At 68.2% G+C, this 19,068-nt stretch carries 17 protein-coding genes; 13 read left to right on the top strand and 4 right to left on the bottom strand.

The genetic code is table 11. The features are described 5' to 3' along the window. Positions 1-47 precede the first annotated feature (47 nt). From eccD to eccCa, 3 genes are read left to right on the top strand one after another with little or no spacing between them, the layout of a single operon-like run. Positions 48-1,511 carry a type VII secretion integral membrane protein EccD gene (gene eccD / locus NA11_RS11790; RefSeq protein WP_245745837.1) on the top strand — a complete coding sequence of 488 codons (1,464 nt, stop codon included), beginning with the start codon at positions 48-50 and terminating at the stop codon, positions 1,509-1,511. After that, positions 1,508-2,989, top strand: a complete 1,482-nt coding sequence (gene mycP / locus NA11_RS11785; protein ID WP_084654538.1) for a type VII secretion-associated serine protease mycosin — start codon at positions 1,508-1,510, stop codon at positions 2,987-2,989. Before eccD ends, mycP begins: the two co-directional genes overlap by 4 nt. A 7-nt stretch (positions 2,990-2,996) precedes the next feature. Continuing rightward, positions 2,997-7,037: a type VII secretion protein EccCa gene (gene eccCa / locus NA11_RS11780; RefSeq protein WP_069161886.1), complete on the top strand. Its 4,041-nt coding sequence runs from the start codon at positions 2,997-2,999 to the stop codon at positions 7,035-7,037. A 57-nt stretch (positions 7,038-7,094) separates the two neighbouring features. Here eccCa and NA11_RS11775 read toward each other — a convergent pair whose 3' ends face one another. After that, positions 7,095-7,661: a GNAT family N-acetyltransferase gene (locus NA11_RS11775; protein WP_069161885.1), complete on the bottom strand. Its 567-nt coding sequence runs from the start codon at positions 7,659-7,661 to the stop codon at positions 7,095-7,097. A gap of 5 nt (positions 7,662-7,666) precedes the next feature. Continuing rightward, positions 7,667-8,467: a GntR family transcriptional regulator gene (locus NA11_RS11770; protein WP_069161884.1), complete on the bottom strand. Its 801-nt coding sequence runs from the start codon at positions 8,465-8,467 to the stop codon at positions 7,667-7,669. A 170-nt stretch (positions 8,468-8,637) separates the two neighbouring features. Between NA11_RS11770 and NA11_RS11765 the strand changes: the two genes are divergently transcribed. Then, positions 8,638-9,138, top strand: coding sequence for a DUF4254 domain-containing protein (locus NA11_RS11765; RefSeq protein WP_069161883.1), 501 nt, complete (start codon positions 8,638-8,640; stop codon positions 9,136-9,138). Between the two features lie 134 nt (positions 9,139-9,272). On the opposite strand, the gene NA11_RS47330 is transcribed toward NA11_RS11765, so the two are convergent. Both NA11_RS47330 and NA11_RS45580 read right to left on the bottom strand, forming a co-directional pair. Beyond that, entirely contained in the window at positions 9,273-12,113 is a 2,841-nt protein-coding gene (locus NA11_RS47330) for a MinD/ParA family ATP-binding protein (RefSeq protein ID WP_439957062.1), read from the bottom strand. Beyond that, a complete protein-coding gene (locus NA11_RS45580) occupies positions 12,061-12,468 on the bottom strand; it encodes a hypothetical protein (protein ID WP_167837622.1) in 408 nt (135 codons plus the stop codon). The genes NA11_RS47330 and NA11_RS45580 overlap by 53 nt, the downstream gene beginning before the upstream one ends. Positions 12,469-13,202: 734 nt before the next feature. Between NA11_RS45580 and infA the strand changes: the two genes are divergently transcribed. The 9 genes from infA (at position 13,203) to NA11_RS11710 (ending at position 19,027) form a co-directional block, all read left to right on the top strand. Next, the gene (gene infA / locus NA11_RS11750) at positions 13,203-13,424 is read left to right on the top strand and encodes a translation initiation factor IF-1 (RefSeq protein ID WP_003418601.1); all 222 of its coding nucleotides are present in this window, start codon (positions 13,203-13,205) and stop codon (positions 13,422-13,424) included. A gap of 155 nt (positions 13,425-13,579) precedes the next feature. Beyond that, positions 13,580-13,693, top strand: a complete 114-nt coding sequence (gene rpmJ / locus NA11_RS11745; RefSeq protein WP_011207363.1) for a 50S ribosomal protein L36 — start codon at positions 13,580-13,582, stop codon at positions 13,691-13,693. A gap of 209 nt (positions 13,694-13,902) precedes the next feature. Further along, positions 13,903-14,277, top strand: coding sequence for a 30S ribosomal protein S13 (rpsM, locus tag NA11_RS11740; RefSeq protein ID WP_014981767.1), 375 nt, complete (start codon positions 13,903-13,905; stop codon positions 14,275-14,277). Positions 14,278-14,287: 10 nt separating this feature from the next. Continuing rightward, entirely contained in the window at positions 14,288-14,701 is a 414-nt protein-coding gene (gene rpsK, locus NA11_RS11735; protein ID WP_014981768.1) for a 30S ribosomal protein S11, read from the top strand. A 22-nt stretch (positions 14,702-14,723) separates the two neighbouring features. Continuing rightward, positions 14,724-15,329: a 30S ribosomal protein S4 gene (gene rpsD, locus NA11_RS11730; protein WP_014981769.1), complete on the top strand. Its 606-nt coding sequence runs from the start codon at positions 14,724-14,726 to the stop codon at positions 15,327-15,329. A gap of 101 nt (positions 15,330-15,430) precedes the next feature. After that, the gene (locus tag NA11_RS11725) at positions 15,431-16,489 is read left to right on the top strand and encodes a DNA-directed RNA polymerase subunit alpha (RefSeq protein WP_014981770.1); all 1,059 of its coding nucleotides are present in this window, start codon (positions 15,431-15,433) and stop codon (positions 16,487-16,489) included. A gap of 52 nt (positions 16,490-16,541) precedes the next feature. Next, positions 16,542-17,075, top strand: coding sequence for a 50S ribosomal protein L17 (gene rplQ, locus NA11_RS11720; RefSeq protein WP_069161881.1), 534 nt, complete (start codon positions 16,542-16,544; stop codon positions 17,073-17,075). 149 nt (positions 17,076-17,224) lie between these two features. After that, positions 17,225-18,091 (top strand): tRNA pseudouridine(38-40) synthase TruA, encoded by an 867-nt coding sequence (gene truA, locus NA11_RS11715; protein WP_069161916.1) that lies wholly within the window; start codon positions 17,225-17,227, stop codon positions 18,089-18,091. A 108-nt stretch (positions 18,092-18,199) separates the two neighbouring features. Further along, entirely contained in the window at positions 18,200-19,027 is an 828-nt protein-coding gene (locus NA11_RS11710; protein WP_069161880.1) for an LLM class F420-dependent oxidoreductase, read from the top strand. The last annotated feature ends 41 nt before the right edge of the window (positions 19,028-19,068 follow it).

Here is a 19,068-nt window from a genome sequence, read left to right as displayed (position 1 = left end):
CTGAGTCAAGTGGCTAGATTGGGGTCGTTCACCAGGTGACTGAGTCGTTGAGTAGCGGCTTGGCCGCCGCCGAGCCCGAACTATGCCGAGTGTCCGTCATCGGGGGTAATACCCAGCTCGACGTCGGCTTGCCTGCCACTGTTCCGATCGCCAGCTTCATCGCTGACCTGGTTTCCCTCATCGCGTCCCGCAACCCGGATGTCGTCGAAAGTGACGACGGCGCAGCGCCGTTGCAGACCGAGCACTGGACGCTGGCCCGGCTCGGTCGCGATGCGATTCCGCCGAGCCGGACGCTCGGCGAGGCCGAGGTCTATGACGGCGAACTGCTGGTGCTGCGGTCGGTGACCGCGAAAGAGACGCCCGCGCTGTTCGATGACGTCATCGACGCGGTGTCCCGGCTGACCACCGTCGATTTCCGGGGCTGGTCGCCGGGTGCGGCCCGATGGACCGGCCTGGTCACCGGAGTGGCGTCGGTGTTGCTCGCACTGGCCTTGCTTTTTCGCGATCGGGCCGAGTCGGGCACGCTGGCTGCCCCGTTCCTGATCCTCGGTGTCGCGATCGCCGCCGCGGTCGCCGCGGCCATCGCCTCGCGTAAGTACTTCGATCAGCTGACGGCCGTCTGGCTGTCGCTGTGCTCGTTGCTGTTGTTCTTCGGCAGTGCGGTGCTGTTCGTGCCGCACGAACTCGGCAGTCCGCATCTGCTGCTCGGCTTTTCGGTGACGCTGGTGGCCGCGGTGCTGATCTACCGGGCCACCGCGACCGGCGCGACGCTGGCCGCCGCCACCGTCACCCTCGCGCTGTTCGGCGGCATCTCCGCCGCGGTGCGGATGATCTGGGACTCCGACCTGCCGAAGATCGCGGCGGGCGTGCTCGTCGCGTCGATCATCCTGATCTCCATGGTGCCGCGGCTGGCCGCCGTGCTCGCACGGCTTCCGGTGCCACCGGTGCCGACCGCGGGTGCGGCGATCGACCCGGCCGACCACGAGCCACGCCCGACCATCGAAGGCATCGGCGCCATCGGCGCGACCGCGCTGCCATCGGCCGCCGGGCTCGGCGAGCGGGCGCGCGCGGCCAACCGCTACCAAACCGGGCTGCTCATCGCCTGTTCCATCGCGGCAACCCTCGGCGCGCTCGGCGCGGCCGACCCGATGGGCGAAGCCAAGTGGCAGGGCATCACGCTGGCGGCGATCACCGCCGTGATCCTCTGCACGCGTGGCCGCTCGTTCGCCGATCTGGTGCAGGCGGCGACGCTGATCGCGGGCGGCTGCACGATCGTCGTCGGGCTGCTCGCCGGACTCGCGCTCGGCGGTGCCCAGTCGGCGCTGCTGTCGGCGGGGCTGCTGCTCGGCCTCGGCGTCGCGGCGGTCGGCTTCGGTGTGATCGGACCGCATCTCGAAGTGACCCCGGTGACGCGGCGCATGATGGAGATCGGGGAGTACCTGCTGATCTGCTCGTTGATTCCACTGGTGCTGTGGTTGATGGGCGTGTACTCGATGGCCAGGAACATATGATCGGTCGGTCGCGACTCGGACCGGTGGTGGCCGCGCCGCCGCGGGCCCGAGCGTGGCGGTGGCGCGGCACTCGAATCGCCTGCGTCGCCGGGATTCTCGCCGCCTCGCTGTTCGGCTCGCCCGCAACGGCGAACGCCGCAGTCGGACCGCCCGCGATCGATCCTGGTGCGCTCGGCGCCGCACAGGCGATCAGCGGCCGTCCCGCGCCGCTGGAGCCGACCGAGCAGAAGCTGCAGTGCGCCGAACCGATTCTCACGCACGGCAATCCGGCCGAGGAGCCGCTCCCGCAGAAGGTGCTCGACCTGCGTGGAGCATGGCAGTTCAGCCGTGGCGCCGGGCAAAAAGTCGCGGTCATCGACACCGGTGTGAACCGGCACCCTCGACTGCCCGCGTTGCAGACCGGCGGTGACTATGTCGGCGACACCGATGGCACGTTCGACTGCGACGGCCACGGCACCATCGTCGCCGGCATCATCGCGGCGCGGCCGAGCCCCGACGACGCGTTCTCCGGTATCGCGCCCGAGGCGGAGATCCTCACCATCCGCCAGCTGAGCCTGGCGTACGAGGCGAAGAGCAAGTCGTACTCGGGACAGCCGCCGCCCGGCGCCATCACCAGCGCGGGCTACGGCAACGTGCTCACCCTCGCTGGCGCGGTGGTGCGCGCGGTCGACATGGGCGCGACGGTCATCAACATCTCCGAAGTCGCTTGCAGCACAGCGGGTACCGACACCGCGGACAGCGCACTCGGCGCGGCGGTGAAATACGCCTACGACCACAACGTCGTTGTGGTGGCTGCCGCGGGCAACCTGCAGCAGGACGGTGCGTGCAAGGAGCAGAACGAGGGCACCGGCTGGGCCTCGGTGCGGACGGTGGCCAGCCCGGCCTGGTTCACGCCGTACGTGCTCGCTGTCGCGTCCGTCGACCCGGACGGGTCGCCGTCGCAGTTGTCGCTGCACGGACCGTGGGTCGGCGTCGCGGCCATCGGACGGCAGATCGTCTCGCTCGACACCAAGCCTGGCGGGGTCGGACTGATCGACGGTGTCAACACCCAGGACGGCGTCCGGCCCATCGAAGGCACCAGTTTCGCCGCGCCCTACGTCGCGGGGCTTGCCGCGCTCATTCGCTCGCGCTTTCCCGAATTGACTGCCGCACAGGTGATGGACCGGATCACCAGGACCGCCCTTGCCCCAGGCCCCGGCCACGACGACCAGATCGGCGCTGGACTGATCGACCCGGTCGCCGCGCTCACCGCGCAACTGCCCGCCGCGCCGCCGAGCGCGGGAGCCGACACCCCGCACCACATCGCGGCCCCGGTGCTGCCACCGGGACCGGACCCGCTGCCGCGCAAGGTCGCCGTCATCGGCTCCATCAGCTGCCTCGCCTCGCTGGCCATCGGCGCCGCCATCGCGGTGCCGTTCCGGCGTCGCCGCGGCGGTGAGCCGATCGACGACCTCGATTCCGACGCAACAGATCGATAGAGGACCCATGGTTACCGAAGGCTTCGTGCGCCGCCCCAGGATCGCCCCGCCGCGCGCACCGGGCGGCGAGGTCGCGCTGAACGCACCGCCGGAGATCCAGCGCAATCTGCCTGCGCCGCTGCTGATGAAGCTCATGCCGGTGGTCATGGTGGTGGCCATCGTCGGCATGGTCGGGTTCATGGTGATGATGGGCCGCAGCCTGCTCGCCAACCCGATGGCCATGATGTTCCCGATGATGATGATCATGTCGATGGGCGGCATGATGATGGGCATGCGCGGCGCAGGCCCCAAGGGCGCCGCCGAACTCAACGAGGAACGCAAGGACTACTTCCGCTACCTCGATCAGATGCGAAAAGAGGTGCGCCGCACCGGCATCAAGCAGCTGGAGGCGCTGGCCTGGAGCCATCCGGAACCGGTCGACCTGCCGTCGGTGGTCGGGACGCGGCGGATGTGGGAGCGCCGCCCCAACGATCCCGACTTCGGCCACGTGCGCGTCGGTGTCGGCAGCCATCGCCTCGCCACCAAGCTGGCCAGGCCGGAGACCGGCCCGCTGGAAGATCTGGAGCCGGTGTCAACGGTCGCGCTGCGCCGCTTCGTGCGGACCCACTCGGTCGTGCATCTGTTGCCGACGGCGGTCTCGCTCCGCGCCTTTCCCGCCATCAACATCGGCGGCGACCCGGTCGAGTCCCGCACGCTGGTGCGCTCGATGCTGATGGAGCTCACCGCGTTCCACGGTCCCGACCACGTCGCGGTCGCCATCGTCTGTGCCGAACCCGACGGGGAGGCCTGGAGCTGGGCGAAATGGCTTCCGCACCTGCAGCATCCGAACGTCCGCGACGGAATGGGTTCGGCCAGAATGATGTACGGCTCGCTCGGCGAGCTGGAGACCGCACTGTCCTCGGAACTGCTCGAACGCGGCCGCTTCATGCGCAATCCGCAGCCGACCCAGGGCAGGCTGCACCTGGTCGTCGTCATCGACGACGGGTACGTCAACGGCACCGAGCGGCTCATCAGTGAGTCCGGCCTCGACTCGGTGACGGTGCTCGACCTCACCTCGCCGGAGAACGGCTTGGCCGCCCGCCGCGGTCTGCAATTGGTGGTTGCCGACGGCGATGTCAGTGCGCGAAGTGCCACCGGTGTCGAACGATTCGCCACCACCGACGAGATCAGCATCGCCGAGGCCGCCTCGTTCGCCAGGGCGCTTGCCCGCTTCCGCATCGCCACCGCCGCGCAGATCGTCAGCCTCGGCGACGACACCCGCTCCGATCCCGGTTTGATGGCGTTGTTGAAGATCCCGGACGCCGCGCAGATCGACCCGACCAAGGTCTGGCGCCCGCGGACCGCGCGCGAGCGGCTACGGGTGCCGATCGGGGTGACGCCGGACGGAACGCCGGTCGAGATCGACATCAAGGAATCCGCCGAGTTCGGCATGGGCCCGCACGGATTGTGCATCGGCGCAACGGGTTCGGGTAAGTCGGAGTTCCTGCGCACGCTGGTGCTCTCGATGGTGACCACGCACTCGCCGGATGCGTTGAACCTGGTGCTCGTCGACTTCAAGGGTGGCGCCACCTTCCTCGGTCTCGACCCGCTGCCGCACGTCGCCGCGGTCATCACCAACCTCGAGGAAGAGCTCTCGATGGTCGACCGCATGCGCGACGCCCTGGCCGGTGAGATGAACCGCCGCCAGGAGCTGCTGCGTTCGGCAGGCAACTTCGCCAACGTCACCGATTACGAGAAGGCCCGCGCGGCGGGCGCCGCGCTCGACCCGCTGCCCGCGCTGTTCGTGATCGTCGACGAGTTCTCCGAACTGCTCTCGCAGAAGCCGGATTTCGCGGACCTGTTCGTGATGATCGGCAGGCTCGGCCGGTCGCTGCACGTGCATCTGCTGCTCGCCTCGCAGCGCCTGGAGGAGAACAAGCTGCGCGGCCTGGACTCGCACCTGTCCTACCGGATCGGCCTGCGCACCTTCTCCGCCAACGAATCCCGGGCCGTGCTCGGCATCACCGACGCCTATCACCTGCCTGCCATCCCCGGATCCGGCTATCTCAAGAGCGACGCCGACGATCCGTTGCGCTTCAACGCGACCTACGTCTCCGGTCCCTACGTCTCGCCGAGCGGCGGGCGACAGGTGGACGGACGATTCGTCGGCGGTCAGGCGCCGACCGTGTTCACCGCCGCGCAGGTCGAAATGCCTGAGCGGCCGGTGCTTCCCGAGCCGACCCGGATCGGCCTGCCCGATCTGCCGCCGCCACCGTCCGCGGACGAGGGCGTTCCCGAGACCTTGCTCGAGGTCGTCGTGAAACGCCTTACCGGACACGGCCGCCCGGCGCACGAGGTGTGGCTGCCGCCGCTGGACGAGTCGCCGACGGTGGACATGCTGCTGCCCGACCCGGATTGGCGGTCACCGGTCAACCGGCACGGTCAGCTGTGGATGCCGATCGGCGTCATCGACAAGCCGTACGAGCAGCGTCGCGACGTGCTGACCATCCAATTGGCCGGTGCGCAAGGCAATATCGCGGTGGCCGGTGGTCCGCAGTCCGGCAAGTCGATGACGCTGCGCAGCATCATCATGGCCGCCGCAGCAACCCATACGCCCGAGCAGGTGCAGTTCTACTGCCTCGACTTCGGTGGCGGCAGCCTGGCGAGCATGAACGGCATCCCGCATGTCGGCTCCGTCGCGGGCAGGCTGGACGGCGACCGAGTCCGCCGCACCGTCGCCGAGCTCACGACGCTGCTGCGCCAGCGCGAGGAGCGGTTCGCCGAACTCGGCATCGAATCCATGGTCGATTTCCGCAGGCGCAAGTACGCCCAGCTGGAGGCCAGGCTCATCAACGGGACCCAGCCCGCGGCCGACGATCCGCTGGCCGCCGATCAATTCGGCGACGTGTTCCTGGTGATCGACGGCTACGGCACCATCCGCGAGGAATTCGACACGCTCGAACCTCAGATCAACGCGATTGCCGCACAGGGTCTTTCGTACGGCATCCACCTGATGATCGCCGCGTCCCGGTGGATGGAGATCCGTCCTGCGGTGAAGGACCAGATCGGCACCAGGCTCGAGCTTCGCCTCGGCGACCCGACGGACTCCGAAATGGGCAGGCGCACCGCCGCTCTCGTGCCGGTCGGGCGGCCAGGCCGCGGTTTGACCCCGGACGAGCTGCATATGCTCATCGCCCTGCCGCGACTGGATTCCGACTCCGATCCGCAGACGGTGATCGACGGTGTCGCGGCGGCCAAGGCTCAGCTCGTCGAGCTGTATCAGGGCAGGCGGGCACCCGAGGTGCGCATGCTGCCCCCGCAGATCCAGCGGTCCGACGCGCTGGAGGTGGCGCGCGCCTGGGGCGTGCAGACCAGCGCGACCAAGGTCGTGGTCGGCATCGGCGAGGACGAATTGGAGCCGTTCGTCATCGATTTCGAGGCCGAGCCGCATTTCATGTTCTTCGCCGACGTCGAGTGCGGCAAGACGACGTTCCTGCGCAATATCGCCATGGGCATCGCCGAGAACTCGACGCCGGAGGAAGCCAAGATCATCCTGATCGACTACCGGCGCACCATGCTCGGCGTTGTCGATCCCGATCGGCTGGCCGGGTACTCCACCTCGTCGCAGACCTCAGGTCAGATGATGGACGGACTGGCCAGGTTCATGTCCAAGCGCATTCCCGGCTCCGACATCACCCCGCAGGAGCTGCGTGAGCGCAGCTGGTGGACCGGGCCGGAGATCTTCGTGCTCGTCGACGACTACGACATGGTCGCGACCGGAAGCAACCCGCTGCACGCGTTGCTCGAATACCTGCCGCAGGCACGGGATATCGGGTTGCATCTGGTGGTCACCCGGCGCACCGGCGGTGTGTCGCGCGCACTGTACGACCACGTGCTCGGTGGCATGAAGAACATGTCGGTGGACACGATCGTCGGCAGTGGGCCGCGCGACGAGGGCAAGATCATCGGCGATGTTCGTCCGTCGAAACTGCCACCGGGGCGTGGTGTGCTGGTCTCGCGCCAGCGCGGCCAGGAGATGGTCCAGATCTCCTACCTGCCGCCGCTGTAGCTACGAGTTCGCCGCTGTGTGCGTGCACAGCGGCGAATGACTTGCGCGGCAGCCGAGTTATCCGTGCGCCCAGGACGCCTCGTACTGCGCGTCCTCGAAATTCCAGCTGTCGGTGCGGCGTTCGAAGAGGGCACGAGAAGGGCCGGTTGCCACCGGCCCTGCGATCCGGGCGAGATGAAAACCGGCCCTGCGGTAGTACTCGTGCAACTCGGTGTTCGTGGTCCAGGCGTCTAGTCGTACCCACTCGCGTTCCTGTTGGCGGGCAATCCTTCCCGCGTGCGCGAGTAGTCGGTGGCCGACCCGCTCGCCGGCGAAGCGTAGGTCCACGATCATGTAGTGCACGACGACGGCGTCGGTCAGCTCCCACAACGACCACAGGCCGGGATCGGCGCGATGGTTGACGGTGATGGTGCCTGCGGGTTCGCCGGACACCTCCGCGATCCAGGTCTCGCCCGCGTCCAGCGCGCGGCCGACGGACCTGGCGAAGATCTCGATGGGCAGGCCGCGGCCTGCGACCGTCCACTGGTCCGAGCCGCGCGCGGTGAGCCACGCGGTGCGTTGCACGCGGAGTCGGCAGATCAGGCCGAGATCACCGATGGTCGCCCTGCGTAGCACGGTGGTCATGGCGGCTATCCATCCGACTCGGACGACACGCCAAGCGTGCGTTCGATAATGGCCATGCCTTCGGCATCGCCGAGCTGGTAGGCGAGCCGGTTGCTCGCCGCGATCGAGCGGTGCCTGGTCGCCCTGGTGACGCGCTCGTGATTGGCGCCGATCCGCAGATGATCGAGCAGGACGGTGCCGGTCGCCACGCCGAGCACCATCGCCTCCTCCGCGGAGGCGGGCCTGGCGACGAGGGTGTCGCGGTGCGCGGTCTCGGCCTGGCCGCGGTCGGCGAGCCTGCGGGTGGTGCCCTCCGGAATATCGTGTGGTGAGTCGATTCCGGTGGCCTCGGCCAGATCTCGCGGATAGAAGCTCACCTCCCATGACCACGGCTCGTTGTCGAGGTACTGGACGACGGTCCTCGCCAGAATCCAGGAGTCTTCCGGCACGCCGAGCCACAGCGCCACCTCGGGGCCTGCGGGCTCCATCTTGGCGCTGAACTCCTTGGAGGGCACCCGATTCGCCGCACGCGCGATCTCCTCGAAGATGTCGTGCGCGGTCTTCGGGCGATCGGGCCGGATGTGATCGGTGACAACGGATTCCAGCACCTCTTGATTGCGCACGATGGTGCCGCGGGAAGTCGCTGTGTAGACCAGGTTTTCGGCGACCAGGACTTGAATCGCATTGCGAGCGGTCGTAAGTGAGACCTGCATGTGCTCGGCGAGCTCGGTATGGCTGGGCAACCGATCACCCGGCTTCCACTTGCCTGCGCGGATCTCCTCGCGGAGGAGGTCTGCGATCCGGTGATACGTCGGACCGTCCGCCATCTTGCTCCTCGGTTGGTCGTGCAGGTAACGAAGTGTACTCTTCGTGACTCCCTACGGCCCGGTAACGCTTGACAGGTGCCTTCAGAGGTTTATTGTAATGAACGTCCTGATCCGGTGTTGTGCGGCGATGACGGCGAGGCAACGTGGCAGGTTCGGATACAACGGTCGTAATGGCTCTTCCCGGTGCACTGCGGTGCGCTGAATCGGTGGTGCAGTCCCAGCCCGCTGGGCTGCTGCCGACTTCGGATCTACTTGTTCGGGCGTGTCGCGGGCACCGCGTCGTCGGTGGTCCGCTGCTCTGGTTCGCGCGGGATCTCGCGGTGCTGCACGAGCGTCGGCTGGTCGGACGCGGCGGATCGGTGGACACCGACCCGACGGTGGTCCTCGAAATCGAGCGTCGCAGAATCGAATTGGTGATGGCGATCGATGACTGGGTGGCGCGCACGGTGCCGCAGCATCGGCTCGGTGCGACGTTGCACACCGAGACCGTCGGCGCCGTCCTCGACCGGCTCGCGGAATCCTCGGTGCGTGCTCACCACGCGCTGATGACCCTGGACGCGCACGACGAAAGGTTGCACGGCGCTTGGCATCACCTTGCCGAGCTCGCCGATGCCTACGACGATCTCGTTCGCGACATACTCGCAGGCAGGCGCCGACTGCCGGAGTGGTAGTCCTGGTTCTCCGGCGGGTCGGCAAGCACCCGAACAGATTTCGACTTCGCGCATTCGCGCGTTCGTACACCCAGCGCCTGCACGCTGGCGCCTGAGCACCCCCGTGTCACGTGACGGTGTGACACGGGGGTGTTTCAGGGATGGTAGCGACGGTGATCGGTGGCGAAATCGTCCGCGATGGTGGCGGCGAGTTCGACATAGGCCCGCTTGGTCTGCTTGTGCAGGCGATGCAGATCGATCTCGGCGCCCTCGGACATGTGCGTATCGAACGGGATGATGTGCACGGCACGGCAGCGCGACAGGAAGTACTCGCGCAGTTGCAGGATGCCGACGTTCGGTGAACCGGCGCGCGGCGAGTTGATCACCACCACCGCGTTGCGCACCAGGTGATCGTGTCCGTGCAGCGACAGCCAATCCAAAGTCGCTGCCGCACTGCGGGCCCCGTCGATCGCGGGGGAGGAGATCAGCACCAGCGAGTGCGCCAGCTCGAGCACGCCTGCCATGGCCGAGTGCATGAGCCCGGTGCCGCAGTCGGTGAGGATGATGTTGTAGAACCGCTGCAGGATGCGCGCCACCGCACGGTACTCGTCCTCGCTGAACGCCTCCGACGCCGCCGGATCGCGTTCGCTGGCAAGCACTTCGAGCCGGCTGGTGGCCTGCGAGGTGTGCCTGCGGACATCCGAGTAGCGCTGGATCGACGGATCGAGCAACAGGTCGCGCACGGTGGACCTGGTCTGCAACGGCACCCGCTGCGACAACGTGCCGAAGTCGGGGTTGGCGTCCACCGCGATCACCCGGTCACCGCGAATGGACGCGAAGATCGAGCCGATACCCATTGTCGTTGTGGTCTTTCCGACGCCGCCCTTCAGCGAGAGGGTCGCGATCCGGTAGTCGCCGCGCACTGGCTGCCTGATCCTGGCGACCAGCTCCTGCAGGCGCCGCTCCTCGGCGGACAGGCCTGGGTTGATCGCGCCGTCGGACACATGGTGCACCGCCTTGCGCCAGCCGCTGCCCGGCGACTTCTGCGCTCGCCGTACCGGCACGTTGTCCAGCGAAGGTGATGGTCCCTGCTGGTACTGCACGCCGGGCTGTTGGAGTGGCTGACCCGGGTGCTGCGGTTGGGGAGTCGGGCGACCCCAGTGCCCGGCCTGCGGTCCCTGGCCCGCCGCCGGCCCGGCGTATCCGCCCGACTGCTGGGTACCTGGTGCTTGCCCGACCTGCTGGTTGCCCGGTGGGCCTGGCTCGTCGCCGCTCGGTGCCTGGCCGCCCATGAATGGTGCTGGGTAACCGCCGGTTTCGCCCGCTGGCGCCGGTCCTGGCGGGTACGGCCTGTTGGCTGCCTGCGGACCTTCGCTGCCGGGTGCCTGCCCGCCGATGAACGGCGGTGTGTAGCCAGTGGTTTCGCCCGGGCCCGGGCGGCCGGTCGGTGCCTGCGCGTTGCGCTGCTGCTCGCCGGGGATTTGCGGGCCTGGCTGTTCGCTGCCCGGTGTCTGGCCGCCCATGAACGGCGGTGTGTACCCGCCGGTTTCGCCTGTCGGCGCCTGACCGCCCGCGAACGGCAATGGGCTGCCGACGGATTCGTTCGTTGGCCCGGCCGGTCCGCGCCATTGTGCGCCGGAGGCCTGGCTCGCGTCGGCAGGGTTGCGCCACTGCTCGGTGGGTGTCGAGGGATTGGCCGTCGGCTGCGCGAGGTCGTTGCGCGGTTGGCTGTCGGGCACCGCGCCCTCGAACTCGGCGGCCATGCGATGCCGCCCGCTGGTGTTCGGCCTGCCCGACCCGGTGCCTGCTCCGGACGACGCCACCCAGCCGGGTGCTTGGCGGCCCGCGTCCGGACGCTCTGCCGTGCCGGAGGGCCCTGGCAGCTGCGGTCCCGCGGTCCCGTTCGGGCCTTGATACTCGGCGGCGGGCGCCTGCGGTGCCGAAGCCGGACCTGGTGTCCGATCAGGTTGTGGTGCACCGGTGCCCAGCGGACCGGTGCCGCTCGGCGGCCTGGTGCCGTCGGGCGGCAGCTGGCCGCGCTGCGGTGCCATCGGGCCCGACTGCGCGGGCGCGGTTGTGCCAGGGCCGGTTTCCGGACGGCCGCGGTGCTGAGTCGCCTCGGGCGTCGGTGCACCCGGTCGTTCGGAGCCGGTAGGCGCGTTGGGGAGGCCCTGCGGCGCGTTCCCGCGCTCAGGTGCCGCCGGTACATCGGGCCGCTCGGTGACGCGGTCGCCATTGCGGACGCCCTGCGGCGCGGTCCCGTGCTCGGGAGCCGTCGGCATGCCCGGCCGCTCAGTGCCGCGATCGCCGGTCGGCGCGCCGTGGGGATGCTGTGGCGCGGTCCCACGTTCGGGAGTTGTTGGCGTGCCTGGCCGCTCAGCGCCACGGTCACCGGTTGGCGCGCTGTGGGGATGCTGTGGCGCGGTCCCACGTTCGGGAGTTGTTGGCGTGGGTCGTTCGGTGCCGCCGTCGCCGGCAGGCGCGTTCCGGTCTCGCCGTGCGGTGCCGTCGGGCGGTGTCGGGGCGCCGTCACCGGGTGCGGCAGGCCTGACTCCGCCACTGCGTGAGGCAACGGCTCCGGAGTCGATCGGCCCGGTCTCCGCAGGCGGCGACTGGTCCGTGCGGTCGGCGAATTCGCCGGGAGGCGGCGGAAGTTCAGGTCCGCGACGGCCGGGTTGCTCGGCCGACGGCTGCTCCTCGGTCGAGGAGCGCGCGAGCCACGGCGGCGGGCCGTCGGAGGTATGCGGCTCGTCGCGCCGGGTCTGCGGACCGGGTGCCGTCGGCGACGGACCACTCTGCGGCGCAGGCGATTCGGGCAGGGGTGGACGGCGGGTGGCCTGGTCCGGCCCGGCCAGCCACGGTGGCGGGCCCTCGCGCTCGAGTTCAGGTGCGGAGCGCTCGACCGGAGCGGGCCCGACCCCCGTCGACGCGTGCGGCGGTGCGTCAGGCAGCGGTGGCGGTGGTGGCAGGTCCGGCCGAGCGGGCTGCAGCCGCACCGTCCGATCGTTCGGTACCGAAGGTCCGGTCTGCGCGGGCGCCGACGATGTGGGCGCGGGCGATGTGGGCGCGGGCGATGTGGGCGCGGACGACGTGGGCGCGGACGACGTGGGCGCGGACGACGTGGGCGCGGACGACGTTGGTGCGGACGACGTTGGTGCGGACGACGTTGGCGCCGACGAGGTAGGCACCGCGGACGCCTCGGCCTCGGCCGACCGGCCGAGCGGTTGGAAGCCGGGCGCGGGCGGGCGGGGGTTCCGGGTGGGCAGATTCTGCGCCGGTCCCTCGCTGCGCGGTGGCGGGCCTGCTTGCTGCGGGTCGTCCTGGCGCGGGGCAGGCTCTGGCTGGCGCCACCACGAGTCCTGCGGTGCTTCGGATTCGCGGATCATCGAGTCGGGCGCCCGACCCTGTGTCATATCCGGGGGCGGCCCGAGCCGCTCATCGGTGGGCTGCTCGTCGTTCTTGTCGCGGCGCCAGCCTCTGCCTTTGCGCTTTTCCTGGCGTGCGTTCGGCGCCGCATCGGGGCGCTCGCCTTCTGCCCCGCGGTTCTTGAAACGACCACGTCGCCGACTCGACCCCTCTTCGATCGGGTCATCGGCGGGAAGGTTCTGCACCGGCGCTTCGTAGCCGCCTGGGGTGACGTCGCTCTCGGATAGCCACGGCGGCAGCATGGGGAGGCCGTCATTACTACGGCTCACGGCTGCGCCTCGCCTTCGCTCGGTCCACCGTGCCCGTGGGCGCTGCATTGAGGGTTCGCTCGCTGCGCTCGCTCACGGATCCCCCTAAATCTGCTCGACCTTATACCTGGACAGCGGTTAGTTTACGCGAACCTCCGACACCGTCGCGGCGCAGGAGGCCAGGGGGTCGCGGGTCCATTTTTCGCGTCCTGAACGGCGCGAGAAGCGTACCGGCGCCCCGCGGTGCAGGAGGGCATTTTTGCCGGAACCAGGGCATACCGGTAAGCTGGAGCGGCGGTGCACCTATGCGCCGACTGTTCGCATGTCATCGGTCAGGTTCGACCGATGGGTTCATGTAAGCAGAAGCAAGCCAAACAAACCAGGTTGAGCGTAACCGGGATCGCGGAGGACATGGCGAAGAAAGACGGGGCCATCGAGGTCGAGGGTCGAGTTGTCGAGCCGCTGCCCAATGCGATGTTCCGGATCGAGCTCGAGAACGGGCACAAGGTTCTCGCGCACATCAGTGGGAAGATGCGGCAGCACTACATTCGTATCCTTCCCGAGGACCGCGTAGTCGTCGAGCTCTCTCCCTACGACCTGTCACGCGGCCGGATCGTCTACCGCTACAAGTGATCGCGACTTCTCGCGGTTACGGCGGCGGTAGCCGGCCACCACTCCCGGTGTGAACCGGGATCGGGTCGTAAGACCCACCACAGAGACTTCCCCAGTCGTCGGCTGGGGAAAAACTGTGTTCACACCCGTGTGAACCACAACAAGATTGGACGGACGTGAAGGTTCAGCCGAGCGTCAAGAAGATCTGCGAGAAGTGCAAGGTGATCCGCCGTCACGGTCGGGTCATGGTGATCTGCGACAACCTGCGCCACAAGCAGCGCCAGGGCTGATCAAGCGGGGCAACCCGTCGGTCACCAGCCGGGCACCGATCACTGATCGGCTTGGCCAAAAAAGAAGAACTCCCAGATCCAGCCGCACGCTGCGGTATTCCGGTTCGCCGGAAGGCGTGTCGCCAACCACCGGTACGGAGGCCGGTGCCCCACCAAGACGAGGGGACGGACAGGGAGCAGACCTCCGCAACGATTAAGGAACCTGCCGCATGGCACGTCTCATGGGCGTTGATCTCCCGCGTGAAAAGCGCATGGAGATCGCGCTGACTTACATCTACGGCATCGGCCGTACCCGCTCCAAGGAGATCCTCGCGGCCACCGGCGTCAGCCCGGACCTGCGCAGCAAGGACCTCAGCGACGACCAGGTGACGCAGCTGCGTGACTACATCGAGAGCTCGCCCGAGCTCAAGGTCGAAGGTGACCTGCGCCGCGAGGTGCAGGCCGATATCCGTCGCAAGATCGAGATCGGCTGCTACCAGGGCCTGCGCCACCGTCGTGGCCTGCCTGTGCGTGGTCAGCGCACCAAGACCAACGCGCGCACCCGCAAGGGCCCGAAGCGCACCGTCGCCGGCAAGAAGAAGTAGGGGATAACCGATGCCTCCGAAGTCCAGGGCCTCCGGCCCCAAGAAGACCCAGAAGTCGCGTCGCCGGGAAAAGAAGAACGTCCCGCACGGCCACGCACACATCAAGAGCACGTTCAACAACACGATCGTGTCGATCACCGACCCGAACGGCAACGTCATCTCCTGGGCGTCGTCGGGTCACGTCGGTTTCAAGGGTTCGCGCAAGTCGACCCCGTTCGCCGCGCAGCTCGCTGCCGAGAACGCTGCCCGCAAGGCGCAGGAGAACGGCGTCAAGAAGGTCGACGTCTTCGTCAAGGGCCCGGGTTCGGGCCGCGAGACCGCAATCCGTTCGCTGCAGGCCGCAGGCCTGGAGGTTGGCACCATCTCCGATGTCACCCCCCAGCCGCACAACGGCTGCCGTCCACCCAAGCGTCGTCGCGTCTAGCGGGAAAGGAAACAGATAAAAAATGGCTCGTTATACAGGCCCCATCACCCGCAAGTCGCGTCGTCTGCGCGTCGACCTCGTCGGCGGCGACCAGGCGTTCGAGCGTCGCCCCTACCCGCCCGGCCAGCACGGCCGCGCGCGGATCAAGGAGAGCGAGTACCTGCTCCAGCTGCAGGAGAAGCAGAAGGCTCGCTTCTCCTACGGCGTCATGGAGAAGCAGTTCCGCCGGTACTACGAAGAGGCCAACCGCCTCAAGGGCAAGACCGGTGACAACCTGCTTCGCCTGTTGGAGTGCCGCCTCGACAACGTCGTGTACCGCGCCGGTCTGGCCCGTACCCGTCGCCAGGCGCGCCAGCTGGTCAGCCACGGCCACTTCCTGGTGAACAACCGGGCCGTGAACGTCCCCAGCTTCCAGGTGACCCAGTACGACATCATCGATGTCAAGGAGAAGTCGCTCGGCACGCTGCCGTTCCAGGTGGCGCGCGAGACCGTCGGCGACCGTCCGGTTCCCGGCTGGCTGCAGGTGCTGCCCGGCCGCCTCCGGATCCTGGTGCACCAGCAGCCGGAACGTGCGCAGATCGATGTGCCGCTGCAGGAACAGCTCATCGTCGAGTACTACTCGAAGTAAGCGGTTCCACCGGTGTGTGGTCGTTCGAATCGGGCGGCCACCCACAACCCCTAAAACGAGGCGTCAAATAGCGGGCGCCCAAAACAGGAGGATGATCCTAAATGCTGATTTCACAGCGTCCGACACTGACCGAAGAGGTCGTCGCCGAGAACCGCTCGAAGTTCACCATCGAACCTCTGGAGCCGGGTTTCGGTTACACCCTGGGCAATTCGCTTCGGCGTACCCTGCTGTCCTCGATCCCGGGGGCCGCGGTCACGAGCATTCGTATCGACGGCGTGCTGCACGAGTTCACCACCGTTCCCGGCGTGAAGGAAGATGTCACCGACATCATCCTGAACCTCAAGGGTCTGGTCGTGTCCTCGGAGGAGGACGAGCCGGTCACGATGTACGTGCGCAAGCAGGGCCCCGGCACCGTCACCGCCGGTGACATCGTGCCGCCGACCGGTGTCGTCGTCCACAACCCGGACATGCACATCGCCACCCTGAACGACAAGGGCAAGCTGGAGATCGAGCTCGTTGTCGAGCGCGGTCGCGGCTACGTCCCCGCCGTGCAGAACAAGGCGTCCGGTGCGGAAATCGGCCGGATCCCGGTGGATTCGATCTACTCGCCGGTGCTCAAGGTGACCTACAAGGTCGAGGCCACCCGTGTCGAGCAGCGCACCGACTTCGACCGGCTCATCCTGGACGTGGAGACCAAGAACTCCATCAGCGCGCGGGACGCGCTCGCCTCGGCGGGCAAGACCCTGGTCGAGCTCTTCGGCCTGGCCCGTGAGCTGAACGTCGAAGCCGAAGGCATCGAGATCGGCCCCTCGCCGGCCGAGGCGGATCACATCGCCTCGTTCGGTCTGCCGATCGAGGACCTGGACCTCACCGTCCGGTCCTACAACTGCCTCAAGCGCGAGGGTGTGCACACGGTGGGCGAGCTCGTCGCCCGCACCGAGTCGGACCTGCTCGACATCCGTAACTTCGGCCAGAAGTCCATCGACGAGGTCAAGGTCAAGCTGCACGCGCTCGGCCTCTCGCTCAAGGACAGCCCGGCGTCGTTCGACCCGTCCAGCGTGGTCGGCTACGACGCGAGCACCGGAACGTGGAGCGACAGCGGCACGTTCAGTGACACCGACGGTGGCGAGCAGGACTACGCCGAGACCGAACAGCTCTAGGTCGGACGCGGGGTAGGCACCCCGGCCCGGCCTCACACAAGGAGAACAACTCATGCCCAAGCCCAAGAAGGGTGCTCGCTTCGGCGGGTCGGCGTCGCACCAGAAGGCGATCTTCGCCAATCTGGCGACGGCGCTCTTCGAGCACGGTCGAATTTCGACCACCGAGGCCAAGGCCAAGGCACTGCGTCCGTACGCGGAGAAGCTGGTCACCAAGGCGAAGGCCGGCACTCTTGCCGACCGTCGCGAGGTGCTCAAGGTGATCCGCAACAAGGACGTCGTGCACGAGCTTTTCGCCACGATCGGCCCCTCGTTCGAGGGTCGCGAAGGTGGCTACACCCGCATCACGAAGACGCTGCCCCGCAAGGGTGACAACGCGCCGATGGCGATCATCGAGCTGGTTCGCGAGAAGACCGTGACCAACGAGGCCGATCGCGCTCGCCGTGTTGCCGCGTCGCAGAAGACCGAGGCCGCTCCGGCTGCCGAGGTCGTCGAGGACACGGTTGTCGAGGAGGCCGCCGACGAGGCTGTCGCCGAGACCGCCGAGGCCCCGGCTGCTGAGGAAAAGGCTGACGAAGACAAGGCCTGAGTTCGTGTTCCCCGCGTCAGCGGGGATGATCCGGACGCCTGACGCCTCGTTGCGTCGAGTTCTCGAACGAGCCCGCCACCCGGTTCCGGGTCGGCGGGCTCGTTTCGTATGACCAGGAGGTCGTTGTGACGGTGCAGGATTCGGTGCGGGTGCCCGCAGTCGGGGCCGAGCTCGATGCTGCCGCGCTGGTGCCGGAGACCGTGCGGTTCCGGCTCGATATCAGTTATGACGGCACCGATTTCACCGGCTGGGCGCGGCAGCCCGGCTTGCGCACGGTGCAGGGCGTGCTGGAGGAGGCGCTGACCAAGGTGTGCCGCGAGCCGGTGCAGTTGACGGTCGCGGGCCGCACCGACGCTGGCGTGCATGCCGAGGGACAGGTCGCGCATTTCGATACCGCCGCCGAAGTCGAGCCAGGCAAACTCGTGCACCGGATGGCGCGCTTCCTGCCGAAAGATGTTCGGATCAAAGATGTCCGGGAGGCACCGCCCGAATTCGACGCGCGGTTCTCGGCGATTCGCCGCCACTACGTCTACCGGTTGACGACCGCACCGTACGGCGCGGAACCGTTGCAGGCGCGCAGCATTGTCGCCTGTCGCCACGACGTCGATATCGAGGCGATGCGTGCGGCATCCCGAAAGTTGTTGGGCCTGCACAACTTCGCGGCGTTCTGTCGCCGCAGGGACGGCGCGACCACGGTGCGGGAGCTGCAGCGCTTCGACTGGGCGCACGACGGTGATCTGCTGACCGCCTACGTCAGCGCGGACGCGTTCTGCTGGTCGATGGTTCGCAGTCTGGTCGGCGCTGTGCTCGCGGTGGGCGATGGCCGCCGCACGCCGGACTGGGTGGGCGGGCTCTTGCAGGAGACCGAACGCTCCAGCTCGGTCACCGTCGCCCCCGCGCACGGCCTGAGCCTGGTGGCGGTCGACTACCCCGCCGACGCCGACCTCGCCGCGCGCAATGCGCAGACCCGAGAGGTGCGCACCCTGCCGACCGCCGAAGGGTGCTGCGGGGACTGAGTTCTCGCGATGTGCCGAGACCGCGTGGCCAGTCGGATGGCGTGCGCACGTCCCGCCCGGCGTGGTGTCGCCGGAATAGGAACGGCGGCACGCCGGTTGACGGGTGTCATGACATTCGAAGGACTCGGACGGTTCGGTGTATGGCGGGAATTCAACGGCGTGAGCCCGGAGGATGCCAAGGCGCTGGAGGAATCCGGTTATGGCACGCTCTGGCTCGGGTCGTCGCCGCCCGCTGATCTGTCGACGGTCGAGCCGCTGCTCGCGGCGACCGAGTCGATCACCGTCGGGACCAGCATCGTGAATATCTGGTCCGCACAGGCGAAGGAGGTCGCCGAGTCGTTCCATCGGATCGAGGCCCGTTTTCCCGGCCGATTCCTGCTCGGCATCGGCGCAGGCCATCCCGAGCACACCGGTGAGTACCGCAAGCCGTATGACGCGCTCGTCGAGTATCTCGACGAGCTGGACGCCGCGGGCGTGCCCCGTGAGCGTCGCGCGGTGGCCGCGCTCGGCCCGCGCGTGCTGAAGCTGGCCGCTGATCGCTCCGCGGGCGCACTGCCCTTCTTCGTGCCCGCCGCGCACTCCGCGCGGGCACGCGAGACGATCGGCCAGGACGCGTTGCTCGCGCCCGCGCACACGGTGGTGCTGAGTGACGATGTGGCGCAGGCGCATTCGATCGCGGGCTGGGTCATCGACTTCTACGGCGGCCTGACCAACTATGCCTCGAACCTGCGCAGGCTCGGCTACACCGACGCCGAAGTCACCGATTCCCATGGCCCCGTCTTCGACGCGGTGATCGCGCACGGCACGCCGGAACAGGTTGCCGCACAGGTCACCACGCACCTGGACGCGGGCGCGAACCACGTTGCGCTGCGTGCACTCGGCGACGATTACGTCGGCGTGCTGCGGACTTTGGCGCCTGTGCTGCGCCAGTCCTAAGGGAACGTTAGACCTGCCCGATCCGTCCTAAGGGAAGGTTA

This window comes from Nocardia altamirensis NBRC 108246 (assembly GCF_001612685.1).
In the GTDB taxonomy this organism is placed as follows: domain Bacteria; phylum Actinomycetota; class Actinomycetes; order Mycobacteriales; family Mycobacteriaceae; genus Nocardia; species Nocardia altamirensis.
This window is presented reverse-complemented; position numbering and strand designations above follow the sequence as displayed.